Origin of the sequence: Psychrobacter sp. PG1 (assembly GCF_014897815.1) — a bacterium.
GTDB lineage: Bacteria > Pseudomonadota > Gammaproteobacteria > Pseudomonadales > Moraxellaceae > Psychrobacter.
Window position 1 is genome coordinate 90,030 of record NZ_JABUZG010000052.1, and the last position, 20,536, is coordinate 110,565.

Annotated in this window: 18 protein-coding genes and 1 pseudogene; 12 read left to right on the top strand and 7 right to left on the bottom strand. The window is 42.4% G+C overall.

Translation table 11 applies throughout. The annotated features are described in order from the left end of the window. The first annotated feature begins 102 nt into the window (after positions 1-102). The 4 genes from murB (at position 103) to INT03_RS05940 (ending at position 3,505) form a co-directional block, all read left to right on the top strand. Positions 103-1,209: a UDP-N-acetylmuramate dehydrogenase gene (gene murB, locus INT03_RS05925; protein WP_193008231.1), complete on the top strand. Its 1,107-nt coding sequence runs from the start codon at positions 103-105 to the stop codon at positions 1,207-1,209. Continuing rightward, positions 1,199-1,972: a YdcF family protein gene (locus tag INT03_RS05930; RefSeq protein ID WP_193008128.1), complete on the top strand. Its 774-nt coding sequence runs from the start codon at positions 1,199-1,201 to the stop codon at positions 1,970-1,972. The genes murB and INT03_RS05930 overlap by 11 nt, the downstream gene beginning before the upstream one ends. Before the next feature lie 125 nt (positions 1,973-2,097). After that, entirely contained in the window at positions 2,098-2,394 is a 297-nt protein-coding gene (gene ccoS, locus INT03_RS05935; protein ID WP_193008130.1) for a cbb3-type cytochrome oxidase assembly protein CcoS, read from the top strand. A 208-nt stretch (positions 2,395-2,602) separates the two neighbouring features. Next, the gene (locus INT03_RS05940) at positions 2,603-3,505 is read left to right on the top strand and encodes a sulfite exporter TauE/SafE family protein (protein WP_193008132.1); all 903 of its coding nucleotides are present in this window, start codon (positions 2,603-2,605) and stop codon (positions 3,503-3,505) included. Between the two features lie 149 nt (positions 3,506-3,654). Here INT03_RS05940 and INT03_RS05945 read toward each other — a convergent pair whose 3' ends face one another. Together INT03_RS05945 and INT03_RS05950 are read right to left on the bottom strand one after the other, a co-directional pair. After that, positions 3,655-4,809, bottom strand: coding sequence for a DEAD/DEAH box helicase (locus INT03_RS05945; protein ID WP_193008134.1), 1,155 nt, complete (start codon positions 4,807-4,809; stop codon positions 3,655-3,657). A gap of 292 nt (positions 4,810-5,101) precedes the next feature. Beyond that, positions 5,102-5,317 (bottom strand): cold-shock protein, encoded by a 216-nt coding sequence (locus INT03_RS05950; RefSeq protein WP_011513806.1) that lies wholly within the window; start codon positions 5,315-5,317, stop codon positions 5,102-5,104. Positions 5,318-5,794: 477 nt separating this feature from the next. Here INT03_RS05950 and aroQ point away from each other — a divergent pair, with 477 nt between their 5' ends. Next, positions 5,795-6,331 (top strand): type II 3-dehydroquinate dehydratase, encoded by a 537-nt coding sequence (gene aroQ / locus INT03_RS05955; RefSeq protein ID WP_045446432.1) that lies wholly within the window; start codon positions 5,795-5,797, stop codon positions 6,329-6,331. A gap of 141 nt (positions 6,332-6,472) precedes the next feature. Beyond that, positions 6,473-7,774, top strand: coding sequence for an ABC1 kinase family protein (locus INT03_RS05960; RefSeq protein ID WP_193008136.1), 1,302 nt, complete (start codon positions 6,473-6,475; stop codon positions 7,772-7,774). 48 nt (positions 7,775-7,822) lie between these two features. Here INT03_RS05960 and INT03_RS05965 read toward each other — a convergent pair whose 3' ends face one another. Then, complete coding sequence (locus INT03_RS05965) at positions 7,823-8,653, bottom strand: ion transporter (RefSeq protein ID WP_045446426.1); 831 nt, start codon at positions 8,651-8,653, stop codon at positions 7,823-7,825. A 400-nt stretch (positions 8,654-9,053) separates the two neighbouring features. Here INT03_RS05965 and INT03_RS05970 point away from each other — a divergent pair, with 400 nt between their 5' ends. Next, positions 9,054-9,803 carry a YebC/PmpR family DNA-binding transcriptional regulator gene (locus tag INT03_RS05970; RefSeq protein ID WP_193008138.1) on the top strand — a complete coding sequence of 250 codons (750 nt, stop codon included), beginning with the start codon at positions 9,054-9,056 and terminating at the stop codon, positions 9,801-9,803. A 101-nt stretch (positions 9,804-9,904) separates the two neighbouring features. Here INT03_RS05970 and INT03_RS05975 read toward each other — a convergent pair whose 3' ends face one another. Then, positions 9,905-10,477, bottom strand: a complete 573-nt coding sequence (locus INT03_RS05975) for a methylated-DNA--[protein]-cysteine S-methyltransferase (protein ID WP_193008140.1) — start codon at positions 10,475-10,477, stop codon at positions 9,905-9,907. 65 nt (positions 10,478-10,542) lie between these two features. Continuing rightward, positions 10,543-11,589 (bottom strand): signal recognition particle-docking protein FtsY, encoded by a 1,047-nt coding sequence (gene ftsY / locus INT03_RS05980; RefSeq protein ID WP_413469112.1) that lies wholly within the window; start codon positions 11,587-11,589, stop codon positions 10,543-10,545. Between the two features lie 731 nt (positions 11,590-12,320). Between ftsY and INT03_RS05985 the strand changes: the two genes are divergently transcribed. The 3 genes from INT03_RS05985 (at position 12,321) to INT03_RS05995 (ending at position 15,698) form a co-directional block, all read left to right on the top strand. Continuing rightward, on the top strand, positions 12,321-12,485 hold the full coding sequence (locus INT03_RS05985) for a hypothetical protein (protein ID WP_193008142.1): 165 nt from the start codon (positions 12,321-12,323) through the stop codon (positions 12,483-12,485). Positions 12,486-12,569: 84 nt separating this feature from the next. Beyond that, positions 12,570-14,081 (top strand): M16 family metallopeptidase, encoded by a 1,512-nt coding sequence (locus tag INT03_RS05990; RefSeq protein ID WP_193008144.1) that lies wholly within the window; start codon positions 12,570-12,572, stop codon positions 14,079-14,081. A gap of 69 nt (positions 14,082-14,150) precedes the next feature. Further along, positions 14,151-15,698, top strand: coding sequence for a M16 family metallopeptidase (locus INT03_RS05995; protein WP_193008146.1), 1,548 nt, complete (start codon positions 14,151-14,153; stop codon positions 15,696-15,698). 154 nt (positions 15,699-15,852) lie between these two features. On the opposite strand, the gene INT03_RS06000 is transcribed toward INT03_RS05995, so the two are convergent. Continuing rightward, the gene (locus tag INT03_RS06000; protein WP_193008148.1) at positions 15,853-16,428 is read right to left on the bottom strand and encodes a hypothetical protein; all 576 of its coding nucleotides are present in this window, start codon (positions 16,426-16,428) and stop codon (positions 15,853-15,855) included. A 183-nt stretch (positions 16,429-16,611) separates the two neighbouring features. Next, positions 16,612-17,556 (bottom strand): D-Ala-D-Ala carboxypeptidase family metallohydrolase, encoded by a 945-nt coding sequence (locus INT03_RS06005; RefSeq protein ID WP_193008149.1) that lies wholly within the window; start codon positions 17,554-17,556, stop codon positions 16,612-16,614. 263 nt (positions 17,557-17,819) lie between these two features. Here INT03_RS06005 and rodA point away from each other — a divergent pair, with 263 nt between their 5' ends. Then, positions 17,820-18,962: a rod shape-determining protein RodA gene (rodA, locus tag INT03_RS06010; RefSeq protein ID WP_055124925.1), complete on the top strand. Its 1,143-nt coding sequence runs from the start codon at positions 17,820-17,822 to the stop codon at positions 18,960-18,962. Between the two features lie 1,193 nt (positions 18,963-20,155). Beyond that, positions 20,156-20,497 (top strand): annotated as a pseudogene (locus tag INT03_RS15125) (septal ring lytic transglycosylase RlpA family protein); the annotation flags it as partial. Between the last annotated feature and the right edge of the window lie 39 nt (positions 20,498-20,536).

Consider the following 20,536-nt stretch of genomic DNA (forward strand, 5'->3'; position numbering starts at 1 on the left):
TTTCATCCTTTATAATAAACACTGTGTAATCCATTATCTATCTGCCACATGGGCTATGTTATGACCTCAGTTTCACGCTTGGATTCTAGTACTCAATTTGCCATGACCACTGATTTGCCAGCAGGCTTATTGGCCCGTGAATTAGTCGATTTGTCACATGGTAATACCATGGCCTTAGCCTGTGTCGCGGATACTGTCGTGACACTGACGGCTGAAGCACAGCTTGACGATTTTATGGCAAATTATACAAAAGACATAGCGCAAAATAAGCCATTATTTGTGTTGTCTGGCGGTAGTAATGTGTTATTGCCAGCGCATCTGAATGCTATCGTATTGCAGCCCCAAATGCGCGGTATCAGCCTAACCGCTCAGACAGATAGTTACGTCGATATCGCAGTAATGGCAGGCGAAAACTGGCATGACTTGGTGGTATATACGGTCAGTCAAGGTTGGTATGGGCTAGAAAATCTGGCACTAATCCCGGGGCTAACTGGTGCGGCACCCGTACAAAATATCGGTGCTTATGGTGTCCAACTAGAAGACTGCTTACAGTATGTACGAGCCTATCACTTACCCACTCAAACTTGGCATCATCTCACAGCCACGGACTGCGAGTTTGGCTATCGTGACAGCATTTTTAAACGTTCGCCTAATACCTGGCTAATCAGCTGTGTTGGATTCAGATTACATACCGATGCAACCAAAATCCTAGCCAGCTATGGTGATGTGCAAACCGTTGCACAACGCTATGCCGAGCAAGACGATCGTACGCAGCCAGTGCCTGCGGATATCATGCAAGCGATTATCGATATTCGTCGACAGAAACTCCCTAATCCCAAGCAACTGCCAAATTGTGGTAGCTTTTTTCAAAACCCCATTATTCCTCAATCGCACTTTATTGCTTTACAATCGACCTACCCTACTATCGTCGGCTACGCTATGCCTGATGCCATGGTAAAGGTTGTGGCAGGCTGGTTGATTGAACAGACAGGCTTAAAAGGTGGTGGTATTGCACCGATTTTCACCCATCAGCAGCAAGCCTTGGTGCTGACCAATCATGCCCCTTATCACGCCACTCAAGATGATGTAGCAGATGCCCAACGACATATCGTCGATACGGTCTATGAAAAATTTGCGATTCAGTTAGCGCGTGAGCCAGTTTGGGTAAATACTGATGGCTCTATTGGGTATGATGAGCATGTGGTCTAAGCGGCTATTATCTAAGCGACTATGGCGTTATTACCTGCGTTCAGCTGAGCGTATGATAAAGCTATTTCGTATTATTAATATTACCTTTTTACTTGGCTCAACGACTGTTATTTTAGTACTCATCAGCCTATTCACGCCGCTGTTCTCCCAAGCGATTGTTTATCTATTTACGCTTTTGCCATTGCCCAGCCTACCCTCTGCTGCCTTGAGTTCACCGCCTACCGCTTATGTGGTTTTAGGCGGCGGACTAACCAATGATCATGACAATCAGATTATTCTTAATAGCTACAGCCTCAACCGTGCCCGTACCGCTGCCAGCGCTTATCACGACTTACCCCTACCTATTGTACTAAGCGGTGCTGAAGCGCCGTGGCTCGGTCAATGGCTCATTGAGCATGGTATTGATGGGCTGATAAGTGAAAATGCCAGTATGAATACCTGCGAAAATGCGCGTTTTACCGCCAAACGTATTCCACTGCGTCATGTGTATCTCATTACTGACAGCTACCATATGGCACGTGCTCGTAGACAGTTTGCCTTAAACGGTATCAATAGCACACCACTTAGCGCCCCTTTACCAGTGAGCCGTAACTGGATGAAACCTGCGCAAAACTTAAGTCATTCTCGACGCGCTGTTTATGAAGTTGCCGCTTATTTACGCGATGTGATACGTCCTCAAATGAATTGTCGTCATGCCAACGACGTGACTTCACAGCAGCTGTTAACCCCTAGAGGTAACGCAGCAAAAAAACCTGACGAATAAAGTTCAATACAAACAGGTAGCCAGTTCAATATCTTTTGAGAACTTACCCTAATCACTACCGGTCATCCACTATACTTGTGATGAGTGTATAATAATAAAAGAAAATGCTATTTAAGAGAGTTACCATGCTCAGTATATTTTTGTTAATTCCATTAAGTCTCATGCTGTTTGTGGTTGCCATTTGGGCAGTACGCTATGCGGTCAAATCAAACCAGTTTGAAGATTTGGACAATGCATCACAGCGCATCATATTGGATGATCGCCAAGAGCGACGGCAAACCATACAGGCTCATGATTACTCAACGCCTATTTCGCAAAATGACGATACCACGGTGACTGATATAGTCGCTGATGATAAGGTGATCCATCCTGATATAGAGTCAATTGATCATGCTGACCTTGATAAACATCCAAAAATCTAGCATTGAGCCACCTTATCTATAGTACAAGCTATTGAAAGTGTGAATATATGGCAACCGAGCGCAAATAGTACGACTTAGTACATTGAACGAGGTGGATGCCGTAACCACTTATCAAGGCTTGTACTATCTGCGCAACCTACTGTTAAGTATTGGTTAAATGCCGATTGTATGCGTAGGTTTGCTTTTCATTTTTTAGGAGAATCGCCCCATGACCACCGCTTTACTTATTGCGGCACTACTGATGGGATTTTTTGGTTCACCGCATTGCTTAGGCATGTGTGGCGGTCTGGTGACAGCATTTGGGCTATCGATGAAAGACGTCAGCCCTACCAAACGCCGTGCTCTTGTGGCAACTTATCATTTAGGGCGTTTGACCAGTTACGCATTTTTAGGTTTGATGGCAGGCCTGATTGGCACCACTGTGCTAGAACCCTTAATGAAAGGTAATAGTACGCCACGTATCTTGCTAGGCTTGGTGTTAGTATTCGTCGGCGTGACCATGCTTGGCGCACCATTTTTAAAAAATCTTGAGCGTTTTGGTATGCGATTTTGGCAATATCTCAGCCCACTTCGTCAAAAAGTATTTCCACTCAATACCTTTCCGCGAGCATTAACGGCTGGACTGCTTTGGGGATTTTTGCCTTGCGGATTGGTTTACGGTGCATTATTGATTGCAGTAGTCGCTCACAATCCACTAAGCGGTGCAGCACTCATGTTTGTGTTTGGCTTAGGAACCGTACCGATGCTAGTCGCCACGCACGAAACCGTTGGCTGGTTGCGTGACAAGATTGGACGTTTTCGCTTGAGACAGCTTAATGGCGCTGTCATGGTATTATCTGGCTTAGCCGTTGTGTTTGTCCCTATAGCAATGTCTAGCATGCATGGGGGCCATGATATGTCCAATATGCAAGGCGATCATATGCAAATGAGCGATCCACAAATGACGGATATGCCGATGGATACAAATATGGATTACAGCAGCCATCATATGATGCCAACTGATAACAGCACACACCCCCAAGGTATGGATCATAGTATGCATGATATGAGTGATGGCGCGATCAACATGAACCACGATGAACATTCTGAAATGATGGAACAAGCTCAATAGAATCATCGATAATAGATATTGTTAAAATATAAAATCATTTAACATCAAAATCTGCCATATAAAAAAGCCCTTAACATCAATCATGACGTTGAGGGCTTTTATGATTCCGACAGCTGTACACTATAGTAGAACTGATGGCTTATAAATCACTATTCTTGCCACTGCTCAAGGGTAAACTTAGTATCTAAATGCTTCTCTAGCGCTGGTATATTAAAAGCATCATCTTCACTCACAAAACTAATGCTGATGCCTGTTTGTCCAGCACGACCCGTACGGCCAATACGATGCACGTAATCATCTGGCTGATCAGGCAAGGTATAATTAACCACGTGGCTAACATCATCGACATGGATACCGCGTCCTGCGACATCAGTTGCCACCAAGACAGAAGCATGACCATCTTTAAAACGCTGTAAATACTTTTCGCGTTTTTGTTGAATAACATCGCCTGACAACATCACAATTTTATGCGCTTGACGCAGCTTATGATAGAGACGCTTGACTTGGTCTTTACGATTGGCAAAGACAATCACTTTATCCACTGCCGTATCACTGATGATACGCTGCAACGCTTCTAATTTTTGATCTTCTGTCAGTAAATAAAAGTGCTGATCGACCAACTCACTGGTTTTATGTTCTGGCTCGATTTCAACAAACTGCGGCTCATGCAACCAGCGATAGGCTAGATTCATCACATCTTGGTTAAAGGTGGCAGAAAACAGTAAGCTTTGACGGTCTGTATTGACTGGCATCCGACCGACCAAACGCTTGATGTCTGGGATAAAACCCATATCTAGCATGCGATCTGCTTCATCTAACACCAGTACTTCCACTCGATCTAAATAAACCATGCCCTTATTGGCAAGATCAATCAGACGACCAGGTGTCGCGACCAAAATATCGACATATTGACGCTCAAGCTCATGCTGCTGAGTCTCATAATTGGTGCCACCCATAATACAAACGCTGTGTAGCGAAGTATATTTGGTCAAAGCGATACAATCATCAAATATTTGCTGAGCAAGCTCGCGAGTGGGCGCCATAACAACGGCACGTGGCTCACCCAAATAACGCTCTTCATCATTGGTAAAAGGACGTTTAAGCAAGGCTTCCATAATAGTCAATAGAAAGGTTGCCGTCTTGCCAGTACCCGTCTGCGCCTGTCCAATAGCATCTTGATTTGCCAGCGTATGCGGTAATATTTGTGCTTGGATGGGCGTTAATGCCGTAAAACCTAGATCGCTTACGGCACGTAAGGTCGGTGCTGAAAGTGGCAAATCAGTAAACGTGGTAAAATTACTCAAAAAAATATCCTTTTAAATTAATCACTTGTTCATTACTAATAATAAGTAGACTCATGATAAATAAGCTCATGATAACCCGTTATATTGCTGTCTAAATTAAGCAGCAACAATAATATGAAATCTATATATAGCTGACTGAGATACGGGCATAAAAAAAGCCAAGCCTAACGCTTAATCCCACCAAACATGCTGATTTTGACTCAACATGGGTAAGATAAAACGGGCTTGACTCAGTAGTATATCAGTAGTGTCTACAGACATTATAGCTAAACCGCTCTAATGACTGGATAGATTACTCTTCTACTTTTCTGACTTCTTCAGCTTGAAGGCCTTTATCACCTTCTACCACACTGAATTCGACTTTTTCGCCATCTTTTAGAGAACGATAGCCATCACCTTGAATCGCGCGGAAATGGACAAAAATATCTTCTCCGCTGTCACGTTGAATGAAGCCAAAGCCTTTTGAGTCATTAAACCACTTAACGATACCTTGCTCACGAGCTGACATAATATTGCTTCCTAAAAAAGTCCGCTTAGCCCCAAATTCCTTTGCAACATTGCATATAAACGGGATCTAAGATGATGAGATCAAAAACTTAAGAGTACTATAATCACTACTATCACCTACATACCGCATCTATAGCAAATAATGGTATGTAGCAACACAGTGAGTATTTACAAACATAACGACTGTCTTACTAATTGCTCTACTTCGGCAGTAGCAACAAACTTGCAATAATTATTGCATAAAAAATATCATAGCACGGGTTTTTAGCAACATAAAGACTTTTAACATGATTTTTTGGCTTTAGCTTTATTTTTCATGTAATTTTTTTATAACCTCGCCATCAAGCTGTTATCATAAAGAGAAAGGTTTGATTAAACTGTGCAATTTTACGCTTATGCCATTTCATGCTTATACAGTATCTAAACCTTATAACAAATAATAAATCCTCAACCTCGTTCCATCGTTATAGAGACCATTATGACCTCTCCTTCTCAGTCTATACCAACCGTCACGCCTTCGAAGCAAAATGCCGATAAAACACTCACTCATAAGTTATTGCTGGTTAATGGGGTCAATTTGAATTTATTGGGTAAGCGCGAACCTGAGATTTATGGTCATACGACACTAGCAGATATCGAGGAACGTCTGATCGCACGTGCAGCTCAGCACGGTATTGAATTGATATGTATACAATCCAATCATGAAGGTAAGCTGATAGATGACATCCAATATCATGGACTTTTAGCAGATACAGCACTGCAAGTAGATGCCATTATCATTAACCCCGCCGCCTTTACTCATACCTCGGTTGCATTACGTGATGCGCTCTTAGCCACACAAAAACCGTTTATAGAGGTACACTTATCCAATGTGCATGCACGCGAACCTTTTCGCCATCATTCTTATCTAAGCGATGTCGCCGTCGGTGTTATTTGTGGTTTGGGGCATCTGGGTTATCAAATGGCATTGTCCTACTGGCTTGATAGCCTCTACTCTGTCACAATCAGCGATTAATGCTTAATTCTTAATCCTGATAACCGAAAACCATGAATTGTATAACTATGCTTTATCAATAGCACACGAGTTAAACAGCAATTGTTTGACTAAAATACTAAAATTATGGCTGAGCAAACAACCCACTATATGGTGATATGAATGGCAAAATCGTCTGGAAAGCGCTTTATGAAATTGGCTGGCATGACAGCAAGCATTGCCGGCAAAGCAGCTAAAAACTCATTTAAGCACCTCTCAAGTGACGAAGAAAAACGTTTGCAAGCACGCTCAGAGCTGATGCAAGATGTGGGCATTCAGATAGCCGAAACGTTGGGTGAAATGAAAGGCGCGGTGATGAAGGTCGGGCAAATTGCCTCGCAATATAAAGACGTGTTCCCACCAGAAGTGGCGACAGCATTAGAAAAGCTGCAAAAAGATGCGCCGCCCATGCCGTATGCGCAGATACGTGCACAAATCGAGCGCGAGCTTAAAGCGCCTGTTGCAGAATTATTTAGCGAATTTGAAGAAACACCGTTTGCGGCGGCTTCCATCGGTCAAGTGCATAAAGCCGTTTTGCCATCTGGTCAAAAAGTGGTGGTTAAAGTTCAATATCCTGATGTCGATGAAAACTGTGATAGTGACCTCAAACAAGTACGCATGGCACTAAAAATCGCGGGTGTGCTCAATATGAGCAAACAGTTGCAAGAGCAACTATTCAACGAGATTCGCCAAAGTTTACATGATGAATTGGACTATATTAAAGAAGCGCATAACTTACGAGTTTTTGGCGCATTTCATGCAGAAGACAAAGGTCTTATTATTCCTAAAGTCATTAGCAGCCACTCTTCTAAACGGATTTTAACCCTAACAGAAGAGATGGGAGAAACCCTAACCGTCGCGGCGACTTGGGACAATGAGATCAAACAAGACATAGCCAAGCGTCTGTTCCACTTTACCGCAGGACAACTATTTGGCTTATACCGTATGCACTGTGACCCACATCCTGGCAACTTTGCCTTTCGCAAAGATGGCAGTGTGGTGGCTTATGATTTTGGCGGCATTCGTAGCTATAGTGACAGCGAAGTTCAATTGTTCCGCCGTTTTGCCAAGCATGCCATTAAAGGAGATGTGACTGCCCTTGAGCAGGATCTCATCGCTCTTGATATTCGCCGTGATGACGATAAAAATATCCCCGGAGAGTTTTATGAGAAATGGCTATCCATTGGGCTAAAGCCTCTGTCTATTCAACCTTATCAACAAGGCGCTTTTGATTTTGGTCAAAGTCAGGTTCATCACGAAGTCATTGCTCAAATGCGGACGTCGTTGAAGTACTTTGGTCAATTCCAACCTTCCGCAACCACCATGATGCTAGATCGCACAGTGTCAGGACAATACTGGAACTTGGTCAACCTCGGTGTTGAGATTGACTTATCACCACTCGTTAGTGAATACATTGATGTATAACGATATAAAATATAAATATTTACGAAAGCAGACAGCGCACAAACACTACTAAATATGCAAAGCGTGTCCACAACGATCACAGAATTCTGCTGCAATGGCATGACCGAACTTGCCACAATTAGGACAGGTGACGGGATTGAGTTGCGGACGCATATTACGTGCCAGCTCAGAAGTAAAAATCCCCGTTGGCACTGCAATGATCGAATAACCCGTAATCATGACCATACTCGCAATCGCTTGACCTAGCGGTGTTTTGGGTGACATATCACCGTAACCGACCGTGGTCATGGTGACGACTGCCCAGTAGATAGACAGCGGAATACTGGTAAAGCCATTTTCAGGACCTTCTACCACGTAAATAATCGAGCCGAAAATCGTGACCAATAATACCAGCGACAAAAAGAATACCGTGATTTTTTGCTGACTGGTTTTAAGCGCCGACGCCAAAAATCCCGCTTGCTGCATATAAGCTTTGAGCTTGAGTACGCGAAACACACGTAAAATACGCAAAACCCGTATCACTAATAGATACTGTACCCCCACAAACATGAGGCTTAGGTAACTTGGCAGCACAGACAATAAATCGACTACCCCAAAAAAACTAAAGACGTAACGCACGCGGTTAGGCGCTGAAAACAACCTGAGCGCATACTCTATCGTGAATAAAATGGTAAAAAACCATTCAGCATAAAAGAATATAGTGCCATATTGCAGGCGCATGTATAGCACACTGTCCAGCATGACCACAGCCACACTGGTCAAAATCGCAATCAATAATACAATATCAAAAAGTTTACCCAAACGGGTATCTGTGCCTTCAATAATAATATGAATGCGGTTACGCAGGTGGGTAATGGCTTCAGCCGTCGGTTGCTTCATATAGTCAGTAGTATCGAGTCAGTAGCGATATAAAATAATGGCTTGATGGCAACCAATGATTTAAAATACGCTGGATAAGGCCAAGTTAGTCAAAATAGATAAAATTGGTTTATAATATTGTTCACAGGTCACATGTGAATACAATCACTAAGTTGCCACAGTGTAGCAAAAAAGCACTCTCAACAAAATACAAATCGTTAACGTGTCGGTAGCTCTGTTACTTCAAAGAGATAGCGCAAGCTATATCATAGAAACAGGTGATCTGAGGTGTGTCATCATGCAGATTGAAAAATCTTAAAATGTATAAATACTCTTATTCATGACACACTCATAGTGAAAGATTGTTATTAAATACTTGTTTTAAGCACAATAAATAATACGCAAAACTTAAGGATGTTATATGGCAGGCCATTCAAAATGGGCAAATATTAAACACCGTAAAGCCCGTCAGGATGCGGTAAAAGGTAAAGTATTCACTAAAATTATTCGTGAAATTGTCTCTGCTGCCAAGCAAGGTGATCCTGACCCTAACAAGAATCCGCGCCTACGTGCTGTCATTGAAAAAGCCCTATCTGTCAATATGACACGAGATACCATCAACCGTGCAGTAGCTCGTGGTACAGGCGGTGATGACAATGACAATATGGACGAAGTAAGCTATGAAGGCTATGGCATCGGCGGCGTTGCCGTACTTGTCGAAACCTTGACTGACAATCTTAACCGAACAGTCAGTGAAGTACGCCACGCCTTTACCAAAAATGAAGGCAATCTGGGTACTACTGGCTCGGTCGCTTATCTATTTAATAAGCGCGGTGAAATCATCTTTAATGATACAAGCCTAGAAGATGAAGTCATGCTAGTGGCATTAGATGCAGGCGCGCTTGATATCGAGAATGATGGTGAAAGCTTGCTCGTCATCACTGAATGGGAAAATTTCGGTCACGTCAAAGATGCGCTTAATGCTGCAGGTTTGGTCTCTGACAATGCTGAAGTGACCATGGCACCGTCTACCAGTGCTGAAATAGACAATGTCGATGACGCACTAAAAGTCATGAAAATGATTGATATGTTAGAAGATATCGATGATGTGCAAGAGGTTTATAGCAATGTGAACTTCTCAGATGCGGTAATGACCCAACTTGAGCAATAGTTTTATCCCGCAACCCTTTATGTCTCACACATCAAAAAGCCAAACGTTTTAAATGTTTGGCTTTTTTTGTTTAGTATTATGTGACGAGCGCTTCGCTCCTACTAAGTTTTGCAAGTGACACCTTCGAGAGCTAGCAAGTATGTTTTCTTATCCAGTCCACCTGTATAGCCACCAAGCTTACCATCGCTAGCAATGACCCGATGACACGGAACGATAATACTAAAAGGGTTTTTACTATTAGCATTAGCAACCGCGCGAAACCCTTTGGGACTATCGACATTTTGTGCCAGGGTCGCATAGCTTATTGTTTCGCCATAGCTAATATCTTGTAATGCTTGCCAAACTCGTTGCTGAAACTTGGTTCCTAAGCTGATATCTAATGGCAAATCGAATTCCTGACGATCACCTTTAAAATACGATTTTAATTGCGCTATAGTCTCTATGAGTAGCGCTTGGGCAGGCTCATTTTCGCTTAGGCTGTCCTCATTGATAAACGTAAAGCTCTGATCGACAAGCCCATAGTGTTTCTTAAGTTTGGGAATAGATTTTGAGCTATGCCAAGAGTCACCTGCTAGCAGCCAATTGACTTCTACCAGCTTAGGGCTACTATGCTCATTGACACTCGCAATTAACGTTAGCTGGTGTGCGCCAAAAGCGGCTGTGGTGACTATCATGATGCTTCCTTTCAAATGATGATATTTTCAAAAATCGTTCATCGACTAAAACAACCTATCGAGCGCTACTCTTTATCATCGGTCTCAAATAAGGCGGCGACAAATTGTTTTGGACTAAAGGCACGTAAATCATCAATCGACTCACCGACACCAATATAACGAATAGGAACATCCGTCGTTTCAGCGATATTGAACACCACACCACCCTTCGCCGTACCGTCTAATTTGGTGATGGTAATACCGGTTAATGGTACGACCTTGTTAAAGAGTTCTACTTGATTAATCGCATTTTGGCCCGTGCCAGCATCGAGGACAATCATACCTTCGTGCGGTGCGCTTGGATCAGCTTTACGCATGACGCGTACCACTTTTTCAAGCTCTGCCATCAGGTGGGTTTTATTTTGCAAGCGCCCAGCCGTATCAGCGATTAACACATCGATATTTTTTGCTTTGGCAGACTGCATCGCATCAAAGATAACAGAAGCACTATCAGAGCCGTGACCTTGAGCGACGACTGGAATGTTATTACGCTCACCCCAAATTTGTAGCTGTTCAGTAGCAGCGGCACGGAAGGTATCGCCAGCAGCCAGCATAACGGATTTACCTTCGCCTTGTAGACGCTTGGCAAGTTTACCAATCGTCGTGGTTTTACCGACACCGTTGACACCCACAACTAAAATCACAAAAGGTTTTTTGCTGGTATCAATAATGAGTGGTGCGACTTTTGGCGTTAAGATATCAACCAGTTCAGTTTGCAACGCTTTATATAATGAATGCGCATAAATCAAATCGCCACGGTCTGTCTGCTCGGTCAGACTTTTGATAATACGATTGGTCGCATTGACACCGATATCGGCGACCAGCAGTTGATCTTCGACTTCTTCCAATAGCTCATCATCAATCTCTTTGCCACCGATCAAAATACTGACCATACCTTCGGCAAGATTTTTACGCGACTTACTTAGCCCCGTTTTCATGCGGTTAAACCAGCTGCCTTTTTTCTTGTTTTCTTGCAGCTCTGTAGATTCGATTTCTGGTTGAGTGGTCACTTGTACCGCACTACTCGCAGGACTGACATTTGGGCTATCGCCAAGTTGCTCTTGTAGTGGCATGGTTGGGGCAGTAGAAATAGTGCTAAGCTTAGTATCAATATTTTTATTATTATCGTTATCAGTTGAGGAAGCGCTTATAAAGCTTTCAGAGGCGTTTTTAGACGTGCTTTGCTCTTCTGTCCTCACAATTGGCGCACCCAAAGCAATGTTTTGTGCCGCATCAGCACTTGAGACATCTTTGTTTATTGTGCTGTCTTTTTTCTGATCTTCGATGCTTTGATCATTGGGCGCTTGGATAGAGCCTGCATCTTCTTTCTCATCGATAATGGGCACAGATTGCGAAGGCAGACTGGGTAAGGTAATATCATCGTCATCTAAGTCATCAAGATTGCCATCGAGATTAATGATTACACGACTGCTATTATTGGAGTTATTCATAAGCTTGCCCTAAAAGTTATCACGGTCAATTATTTGATTATTTTAAATGGGTTGGTATGTCGTCATGTTTTTGTCATGGATCATGACCTACGACAGTCAATTTTTAGCCTAGTTTATCATAATTCGAGTTGTGCTCAGACCTTACCATCATAGCCTATCGTCAATTTTTGCAAATCTGGCAAGTCATACCATCCCTTTAGAAAGTTTCGCTTAAGATTTGGCAACAAAAATCTGACCTTACACATGCTAAACTTCGCCTACTCTACCAGAGTTTATTGTAGAACAAGCCTTATTCCAAAGCTTACCAATTACTTCACTATCGCTCACTCAACCCTCATTTTTAGGAATTATCTATGCCATCACTATCTAATACTGACAAAACGTACGGAAACAAAGCAATCAGCATCAGCGCAGCTTTATTAGTAGCAACACTGGTACTATCCGCGACAGGCTGTAATACCACCCAAGAATTTAAGCCAACAGCCAGTGTGATGGTTGGGGCACATAAATCTTTATAAAACCTGCTACCTATCGCTAGTATTGAGAGTGTTCTAACCACTGATCAATTTACAAGTTGCCATTTTATATAAGTAGAATATACCATGCCACTGCCTTTATCACCGTCGCACTTACCTGCCGCCTCTCTACGTCTTGCCTGTGCCTTAGCAATAGCAACGACTCTTGCTGCTTGCCAAACCAGTACTATCAGCACCAACACATTGTCGACTGCTCAGAAGCCAGTCATTGAAAATACCTTGGGTAAAGATGAGCTAAACACAGCTAAATCAGGTCAAAACATTCAGCCCTCATCAGCATTGACCATGGATATGTCAGGTCGACACGAATATCAATTAGAAAACGGTCTAAAGGTAGTGGTAAAAGAAGACCATCGCGCACCTGTGGTAATGACTCAAATCTGGTATCGAGTTGGGTCAGCAGATGAGCCACTGGATAAAGGGGGCATCTCGCATTTGCTTGAGCATATGATGTTTAAAGGCACTACTAACGTTTCGAGCGACGACTATGAGCGCTTGATTGCTAAATTTGGCGGCGTCAATAATGCGTTTACCAGCTACGACTATACGGGCTATTACGAGCTATTCCCTGCCAACCGTTTTCCTTTGGCATTAGAGCTAGAAGCGGATCGTATGAAAAACCTACTTTTTAATGAGCAGGAATTTACCAAAGAGCACCAAGTGGTCATGGAGGAGCGCCGCCAACGCACTGATGATAATCCACTTGCTAAGGCTTATGAGTCATTTCGCTTATTGGCACTCCCGAATAGTCCAAAAGGCGAATCCGTTATTGGTCCGATGGATGAGCTTGAATCCATTACCCTTACAGATTTAAAAGACTGGTATAAAACATGGTACGCACCAAACAATGCAACGTTAGTCATCGTTGGCGACGTTAAGCCGCAAGAAGTGTTGGCTCAAGTCAAACGTTACTTTGGTGAGCTAACACCAAGCGATCTACCTAAACGTCCTGCCGTCAGTCAAAAAGGCTTCCGTGGCTATCAGCAAGTCGACTCCGAGCAAGCCGTACAAGTGCCAGTATTGTTAATGGGTTATAACGTACCCAGTCTCGTCACTGCTGGTGCAGCTAATGAAAAACAAGCTTATGCGCTCTCACTGGCTCAAGATGTATTAGACGGTGGTCTCTCTGCGCGCCTTGAGAGTCGATTGATACGCGAGCAAGGTTTACTTACCACAGTGGGCACTTCATATGACTTGCTAGATCGTGGCGATGGACTGTTTTTGATACAAGCGACTCCACGTGAAGGTGTCAGCTTAGAGCAAGCACAACAAGCCATTATGGCTGAAATAGAAAAGCTAAAAACCGATCCCATCGCCGCCGATGAAATCGAGCGTGCCAAAACCAATACGGTCACAGGGCTCGTCTATGCGCAAGACAGTATGGAAGGTCAGGCGCAGATGATTGGCTCCTTACAGTCTATCGGTCTTGACGATACGCTGCTTGCCAAATTGCCCACCAAACTCGATAGCGTGGCGATTGCTGACATAGAAGCTGCTAGCAAAAAGTATTTGGTAAAGGACAATTTAACAGTGATGCATGTCATCCCACCTAAAGACCAAGCAGCGACAGAGAAATAATCGCGTCGTGTTAGCTCTTTATTCGATACAAGCGCCAATCATAAAGACCTTATTTATAAGAAGAAAACCATGACTCAAAATAGTGATTTGTTGCAAAATAGAAAAAAAGCATGCAGCTCAATACCATCAGCAACCGCCACCATGCAAAAACTGTCGCATCTTAGTCTTTGCATCTTGCTAGGTCTAACAACGTTGACAGCACAAGCAAACACAACAGGTGCTGAAGAATATCGTGGCTCTGCGGCCGTGGATACCAGCGCACCGATTGCCGCATTATCAAAGCTAACCAGCCTTGACGATGATAAACCGTTAACCGTTACTATCCCAACAATTCAGCAGTTCAAAACCAAGGCAGGCGTTCCCGTACGTTTTGTACAAACAACAGCCTTACCTATTGTCGATATCGACTTGCGTTTTAACGCTGGTAGCGCCCGTGATGGCAGTATTAGTAGCACAGGCTTTGGTATTGCTAATATGACTGCCACTATGTTGACACAAGGCTCTAAACGCTTAGACGAAAATGAATTTACTCGCGCTGTCGAAACCTTGGGCATCAATCTAAACAGTAGTGCTTATAAAGACATGTTTATTGTCTCGCTACGTAGCTTATCTGATGATAAGCATCTACTTCCAGCCGTTGATTTAATGACTCAGATGCTCAGCGAACCTGCCTTTGACGACAGCATCCTAGCACGTAATAAAGCACGATTATTGGTTGGTTTACAGCAGCAAAAACAAGATCCCAACAGCCTTGCTAGCATTGCATTTAGCGAAGCATTGTATGGCGAGCATCCTTACGCCCATCCATCAGCGGGTACGCTTGAAAGCGTTCCTACTATCGAAAAGCAACAACTGATAGATTTCAAAAACCGCTATTTGGTCGCAGCAAATGCCTCTGTTGCCATCACTGGTAATCTAACCTTAGAACAGGCAAAAAAACTGGCGGAAGATATCACTAGCAAATTACCGAAGGGTCAGCCTGCAACTGAGCTGCCTGAACCAAAACCACTGAGCCAAGCCAAGCACATTCATATTCCCTTTCCAAGTACTCAAACCACCGTACTCATGGGACAATTGGGAGATAAGCGCGCCACCGATCCCCAGTCTCAGCAGAAGCAAACCAACTTTGCGGTTGGTAATGAGGTACTTGCAGGCGGTGATTTTAATGCGCGACTCATGACTGAGATTAGACAAAACTTGGGCTACACTTATGGCATATCAGGCTCTATGAATCCCATGCTGGCACGAGGACCGTACCAAATCGGTTTTTCAACGCGTAATGACAAGGCGCGCGCGGCCATTGATGCCAGCTTAGCCGTTATCAATGACACTTTAGAAAAAGGAATTACCAGCACTGAGATGCGCTTAACGACGGACAATCTTAAGAATAGCTTTCCGATGGGTTTTGCGAGCAATGCAGGAATTAATGGCTTACTTGGGATGATGAATTTTTATCAATTACCAAACAGCTATCTGACTGATTATGTCAAACGTGTTGATCAAGTAAAGCTATCAGAAGTCAATCAAACCATGCAAGATACCCTTAAACCTGATGATTTCCTGATTGTCACCGTTGGACAAGAGGATCCTTGGAAAGATAAAAAGACCAATAAATAGCCGCACAAAGAAATGCTGGGCAACACTATTTAGTATTGCCCAGCATTTCTTTATAGGTTGGCACTCTTTATGAGTGGTAATAAATTATGAGTAGCACTGTTTATGAGTGGTACTAAAAGTCGATAATGGGTTGTCCATACAAAAAATAATGCTCTTAACCAGAAATAGTCACTGCCACGTCATACATGAAATTTTCAGGCTTATAAGTTGCACCATTATAGGTCAATCGAATCACGTGCTTGTCATAAGAGTCTACTTGATAATCACCATTGGCGAAATCATGCAGGGCTGGCACTATTAGTAGCGCTTCAATTTGACTGTCGTTAATGCTAACCGAGATTTGCTGACCACTGCGTGGGTATAAAAAATAATCACAATGATTATTCACCATCACTTCTGCAGTACGCTCAACGACCTGACTGCCTATTTCTTCTTGTATGAGTTTTGGACAGATATCTGAGCGCTTTGAAGCCAGCCGAGCGTAAGAGTTCTTGATATTATCTTCAATATCTTCAACGTCCTGTAAGTTTCTATCAGGATCAGTAGCAGAATCTTCGGCTGTTAGAGAGCCTTGTTCAGAAAACGTTTCTGGGCTACAAGCACTGATCAATAAAAGAGATAGCAAGACCGAACCAAACAAAGCCATATACGTGTTATTTGATTGCAAAAACGCTTTTTTTGGCTTATCAGACTTATGTGTTTTCACCATGGTTGAATACCGCTTCTTCATAAATCCTACTTACAATAGACGCTATGTTATTTCATAAACTAAATGATCATTAACCATAGTTTTGTAATGCTAAACTATTTATCATTTAGCGCTGCCTTTCATCAGTATTATTATAGCGCTTTTACTCTAACTTAATTAGCTCTGGCTCATATTTATTTGATTTTTTGATAGATCATAGATGACTTAATAGCGGCACGAAGATGAGCTGCTGGCGTGATTGAAGCCCCATTTACGGTAACCATCCGTGTCTAGATGTATCGCACCCGTAGCATATAGCCCTAAACCAAAATTATGAGATTGCCCCTGATATTGCCAAAACTGGCATAAGCCATCTTGCATCGTACTGAGCCGCCATAAGTTATCTTCATACTCTGGCACCCAGATGTCGATAGCACTGGCATTCATATGCTTGCTACTATCGGCACCGCCTGCACAGTCATTAAGACCAGGACTGCGATATACCGAGCGTATTTCACTACTGATGGGTAGAATTCCTTGATGCTTCAATTCGCCGTACAAGCGTAATGTTGGGACGATATTTGCCCATAATTCTTGCGGTGGTAACTGATAAGGCTCATAACCACATTTGCTCCAGCTTCGCGCTGTTGTGAGCAACTGCGACATAGGCGGTACATTTTGTGCGCCTACCCGCGAATTTAGGTAGCGTTGAAAATCTGCTACTTGCCTAGCACGGTAGCTATTGCTATTCAACCACGCGTTAAAATCCATACTAATAGAATCAGTATAAGTACTATTGTAAGTATTATTCGCAGTGCTGTAGCTGTTATTACTGTAAGTTGTATTATAAGCAGGCGCGCGCCGATTGACATTCATGCGCTTATTTTCTTCAATAGACAGACTGTCATCGAAATCAAAATCACGCTGCTTTTGAGCAATCAATCCTTGCATGCTATCGCCACTCAGCATGGTAACGCCAGAATTATAGCTTGTAGTATTCGTCGAAGGTCTGATGTGAGCATTACTGCTACTACCCTGACGTACTTGGATACGGCGTTCACTATTGTCGCTGATAATAGCGGCATGAACAGAGATGCTACTGGCACACATGAGTAGTGCAAGCATAGGCTTGTGAATCTGCCTATAAGAATATTTTTTTGTATTGGTCATTGCAACAAGCTACCGCTAAAAACGTTTTATCGATACTATCAAATTTTCAGCAAGCAAGCTAAACTATCGCCTCTAATCAGAGGCGTGTTATTGGTAATTAACACTTATCCTTATAATTTTTATAATTATGTGACTTTATTTCTTATGTGTTACTTTATCTACGATATTTTACTTGCATAGATATAAATATGGTGCGATTACCTTTAAATGTTGATTTGATTTGAAACTTCCCTCTTACCTCAATTGCCAGACACACTTTGCCTATGTCTTCTAATCCGCAATACCGTTTTTCACGTCAGAGCCATCATTTAGGCCAAGGTCATGCACCATCGTTATGGCAGCGTATACATATCGATCCATGGTTGACCCTCCTCTTATTGACGGTTTGCTGCATTGGTTTGACAATTTTATATAGTGCGGCTGGTCAAGATGTCGGTATGGTATTACGTCAAATGGTCAGCTATGGTGTGGCCTTTACGGTTATGTTTATCATGGCACAGATACCGCCTAGCCTTTATCGCACTTTTACACCCATCTTCTATGTAATGGGATTAATTTTATTGGTATTGGTCGATATCATCGGTGAAGTACGTATGGGTGCTCAGCGCTGGATTAATTTACCAGGGTTTGGCAGTGTGCAACCCTCAGAATTTATGAAACTTGGGATGCCAATGATGTGTGCTTGGTTTTTATCCAAGCGTGATCTACCGCCCTCTCTATCTAGCATCGTCATTACCTTAGCCTTAATCATCGTCCCTGTATTATTAATTGCAAAAGAACCTGATCTTGGGACGTCGCTATTGGTGGCAGCCAGTGGTATTTTTGTGCTTTTTTTGGCAGGGTTGTCTTGGCGATTGATTTCAGCTGCCGCCATATTAGCGATACCGCTTATTGCGATTGCTTGGAATTTTCTATTACATGATTATCAGCGTACCCGTGTCTTAACACTGCTAAATCCTGAAGCTGATGTACAAGGGGCTGGGTGGAATATCATTCAGTCAAAAACCGCTATCGGTGCGGGTGGGCTCACTGGTAAGGGCTATTTAGAAGGCACGCAGTCGCATTTACATTTTTTACCAGAGGGTCATACTGATTTTATTATCGCGGCTTTTTCAGAAGAGTTTGGCTTGTTGGGCGTGATTTTATTAATGTTCATTTATTCCTGTTTGCTCCTGCGCGCCTTATACATCGCTTTCACCCATCCTGATGTATACAGTAGATTACTAGCGGGTGCAATTGCCATGTCTTTCTTTGTTTATGTATTCGTTAATGTGGGTATGGTTGGTGGTATTCTACCCGTCGTCGGCGTTCCTCTGCCCTTCATTAGCTATGGCGGTACTGCGATCGTCACTTTGATGGCAGGATTTGGACTACTTATGTCCATTCACACTCACAAGCCCAGTTGATGCACAGTTACTAGTGATTCTCTAATGAACATTCAAACTTTACCTTAATGCTATTCATGTTAAAAATCAAAAAATACAGGCTATATAAAAGTCGTAAGGCGGATGAACCAGCCAATTAAAGTCTTCATTTAGAGTGTTGTCACATGCAAAATGGTCGAAAATAAATATAAATCAACAACAAATTAAGAGTTTCTAACAAATTTTATTGTTTCATCATTTTATGGCAAGTCCTATAACTTGCCATAAAAATCCTCCTATCTACTTTTAATAATAAATACAAGCCATTGATTTAATTGAAATAATTAAAAATACCCTCATATTTCTTCTCATTAAAACACTTCGTTGCCAATTGGTACTGATAGATTTTAATCCTTGTTTTTTACAAATAATTGCGTTAACCTCGTTTTACTGTACTTTGATACATAACCCGTACATAGCTACTAATAAACTTTGCATTTAATTATATTTTGGTTGTAGCTCGGACGTATAGTTAGCGAATTGTAGATTCCAAGCTTTCAAATACACTACTTAATTAACGGTTTAATAACAAAGACACACGCAATACCTTCTAAAACCTTTATTAATTTAGCAATGTTAGAAAGCTTGTAAATAGCACATATAGCGGACTCGGTACTCAACCTTTGTATTCGGATTGGGTGTTATACTAATATCGTTAGCTGTCATTTGAGCGTTTCATAAGTATCTTTGGTCGTATTATCCTGACCCGCTTATGATAATAAAATGAAAAATTACCATACCTTAAAATCTATAAAAGCCATGTTTAATATCAATAATTATATGAAAAAAATATTGATGATGCGGCTTTAGAGTTTGTGACGCTGTTAGATTGGTCTAACATTGCCACGCTCAGTCTAGAACTATTAGAGTTAGATTTTAAAGTATAAGTTATAGAGGTATCTATGAATAAGCGTTTATCTGGTTTACTTACCATGTCAGCAGTATTGTTTGCGGGCTCCGCAGTTGCTACTAATGCAAATGCTGTAGAAGCAAAAAGCTCTCTTGCGATGATTTCACAAGATAACGCCTCCCATATCGATCGTGTACTTGGTGAGCTTAGCCGTCAGCATGATGGCGCATCAAGTTTGGTGAAGTCAGCACGCCAACCAACTTCATTGGCACTTAGCAGCTCGCTGTTAGCCAGTGACACCTCTCAACTGACCAATGATGAAGATGTATTAGAGCGTCTGACAGCTGTAGCCTCTAACTCGGTCAGTAAATTTAAGCAAACAGGCCTAGCCTCTTGGTATGGTCGTAAATTCCATGGTCGTAAAACAGCTAGTGGCGAAACATTCGATATGAATGGTTTGACAGCGGCGCATCGTTCACTACCATTGAATTGCTATGTTAAAGTCACGAATAAGACTAATGGTAAAAGCGTCGTGGTAAAAGTGAATGATCGTGGTCCATTCCATGGTAACCGTGTGCTAGATTTGTCTTATGGTGCTGCCAAAAAACTCGGTATTACGGGTAAAGGTGTGGGTAATGTTGCTATTGAGCGCGTTTCAGGACCATAATTCTAAAAAAACAGTCTATTTGCATTAAACCATAAAAAA

What these genes read in the sequence shown, in the direction of transcription:
- murB (WP_193008231.1), top strand. Translation starts at nt 103, where the DNA reads ATGACCACTGATTTGCCAGCAGGCTTATTGGCCCGTGAATTAGTCGAT.
- INT03_RS05930 (WP_193008128.1), top strand. Translation starts at nt 1,199, where the DNA reads ATGTGGTCTAAGCGGCTATTATCTAAGCGACTATGGCGTTATTACCTG.
- ccoS (WP_193008130.1), top strand. Translation starts at nt 2,098, where the DNA reads ATGCTCAGTATATTTTTGTTAATTCCATTAAGTCTCATGCTGTTTGTG.
- INT03_RS05940 (WP_193008132.1), top strand. Translation starts at nt 2,603, where the DNA reads ATGACCACCGCTTTACTTATTGCGGCACTACTGATGGGATTTTTTGGT.
- INT03_RS05950 (WP_011513806.1), bottom strand. Translation starts at nt 5,317, where the DNA reads ATGTCAGCTCGTGAGCAAGGTATCGTTAAGTGGTTTAATGACTCAAAA.
- aroQ (WP_045446432.1), top strand. Translation starts at nt 5,795, where the DNA reads ATGACCTCTCCTTCTCAGTCTATACCAACCGTCACGCCTTCGAAGCAA.
- INT03_RS05960 (WP_193008136.1), top strand. Translation starts at nt 6,473, where the DNA reads ATGGCAAAATCGTCTGGAAAGCGCTTTATGAAATTGGCTGGCATGACA.
- INT03_RS05965 (WP_045446426.1), bottom strand. Translation starts at nt 8,653, where the DNA reads ATGAAGCAACCGACGGCTGAAGCCATTACCCACCTGCGTAACCGCATT.
- INT03_RS05970 (WP_193008138.1), top strand. Translation starts at nt 9,054, where the DNA reads ATGGCAGGCCATTCAAAATGGGCAAATATTAAACACCGTAAAGCCCGT.
- INT03_RS05975 (WP_193008140.1), bottom strand. Translation starts at nt 10,477, where the DNA reads ATGATAGTCACCACAGCCGCTTTTGGCGCACACCAGCTAACGTTAATT.
- ftsY (WP_413469112.1), bottom strand. Translation starts at nt 11,589, where the DNA reads ATGCCACTACAAGAGCAACTTGGCGATAGCCCAAATGTCAGTCCTGCG.
- INT03_RS05985 (WP_193008142.1), top strand. Translation starts at nt 12,321, where the DNA reads ATGCCATCACTATCTAATACTGACAAAACGTACGGAAACAAAGCAATC.
- INT03_RS05990 (WP_193008144.1), top strand. Translation starts at nt 12,570, where the DNA reads ATGCCACTGCCTTTATCACCGTCGCACTTACCTGCCGCCTCTCTACGT.
- INT03_RS05995 (WP_193008146.1), top strand. Translation starts at nt 14,151, where the DNA reads ATGACTCAAAATAGTGATTTGTTGCAAAATAGAAAAAAAGCATGCAGC.
- INT03_RS06000 (WP_193008148.1), bottom strand. Translation starts at nt 16,428, where the DNA reads ATGAAGAAGCGGTATTCAACCATGGTGAAAACACATAAGTCTGATAAG.
- INT03_RS06005 (WP_193008149.1), bottom strand. Translation starts at nt 17,556, where the DNA reads ATGACCAATACAAAAAAATATTCTTATAGGCAGATTCACAAGCCTATG.
- rodA (WP_055124925.1), top strand. Translation starts at nt 17,820, where the DNA reads ATGTCTTCTAATCCGCAATACCGTTTTTCACGTCAGAGCCATCATTTA.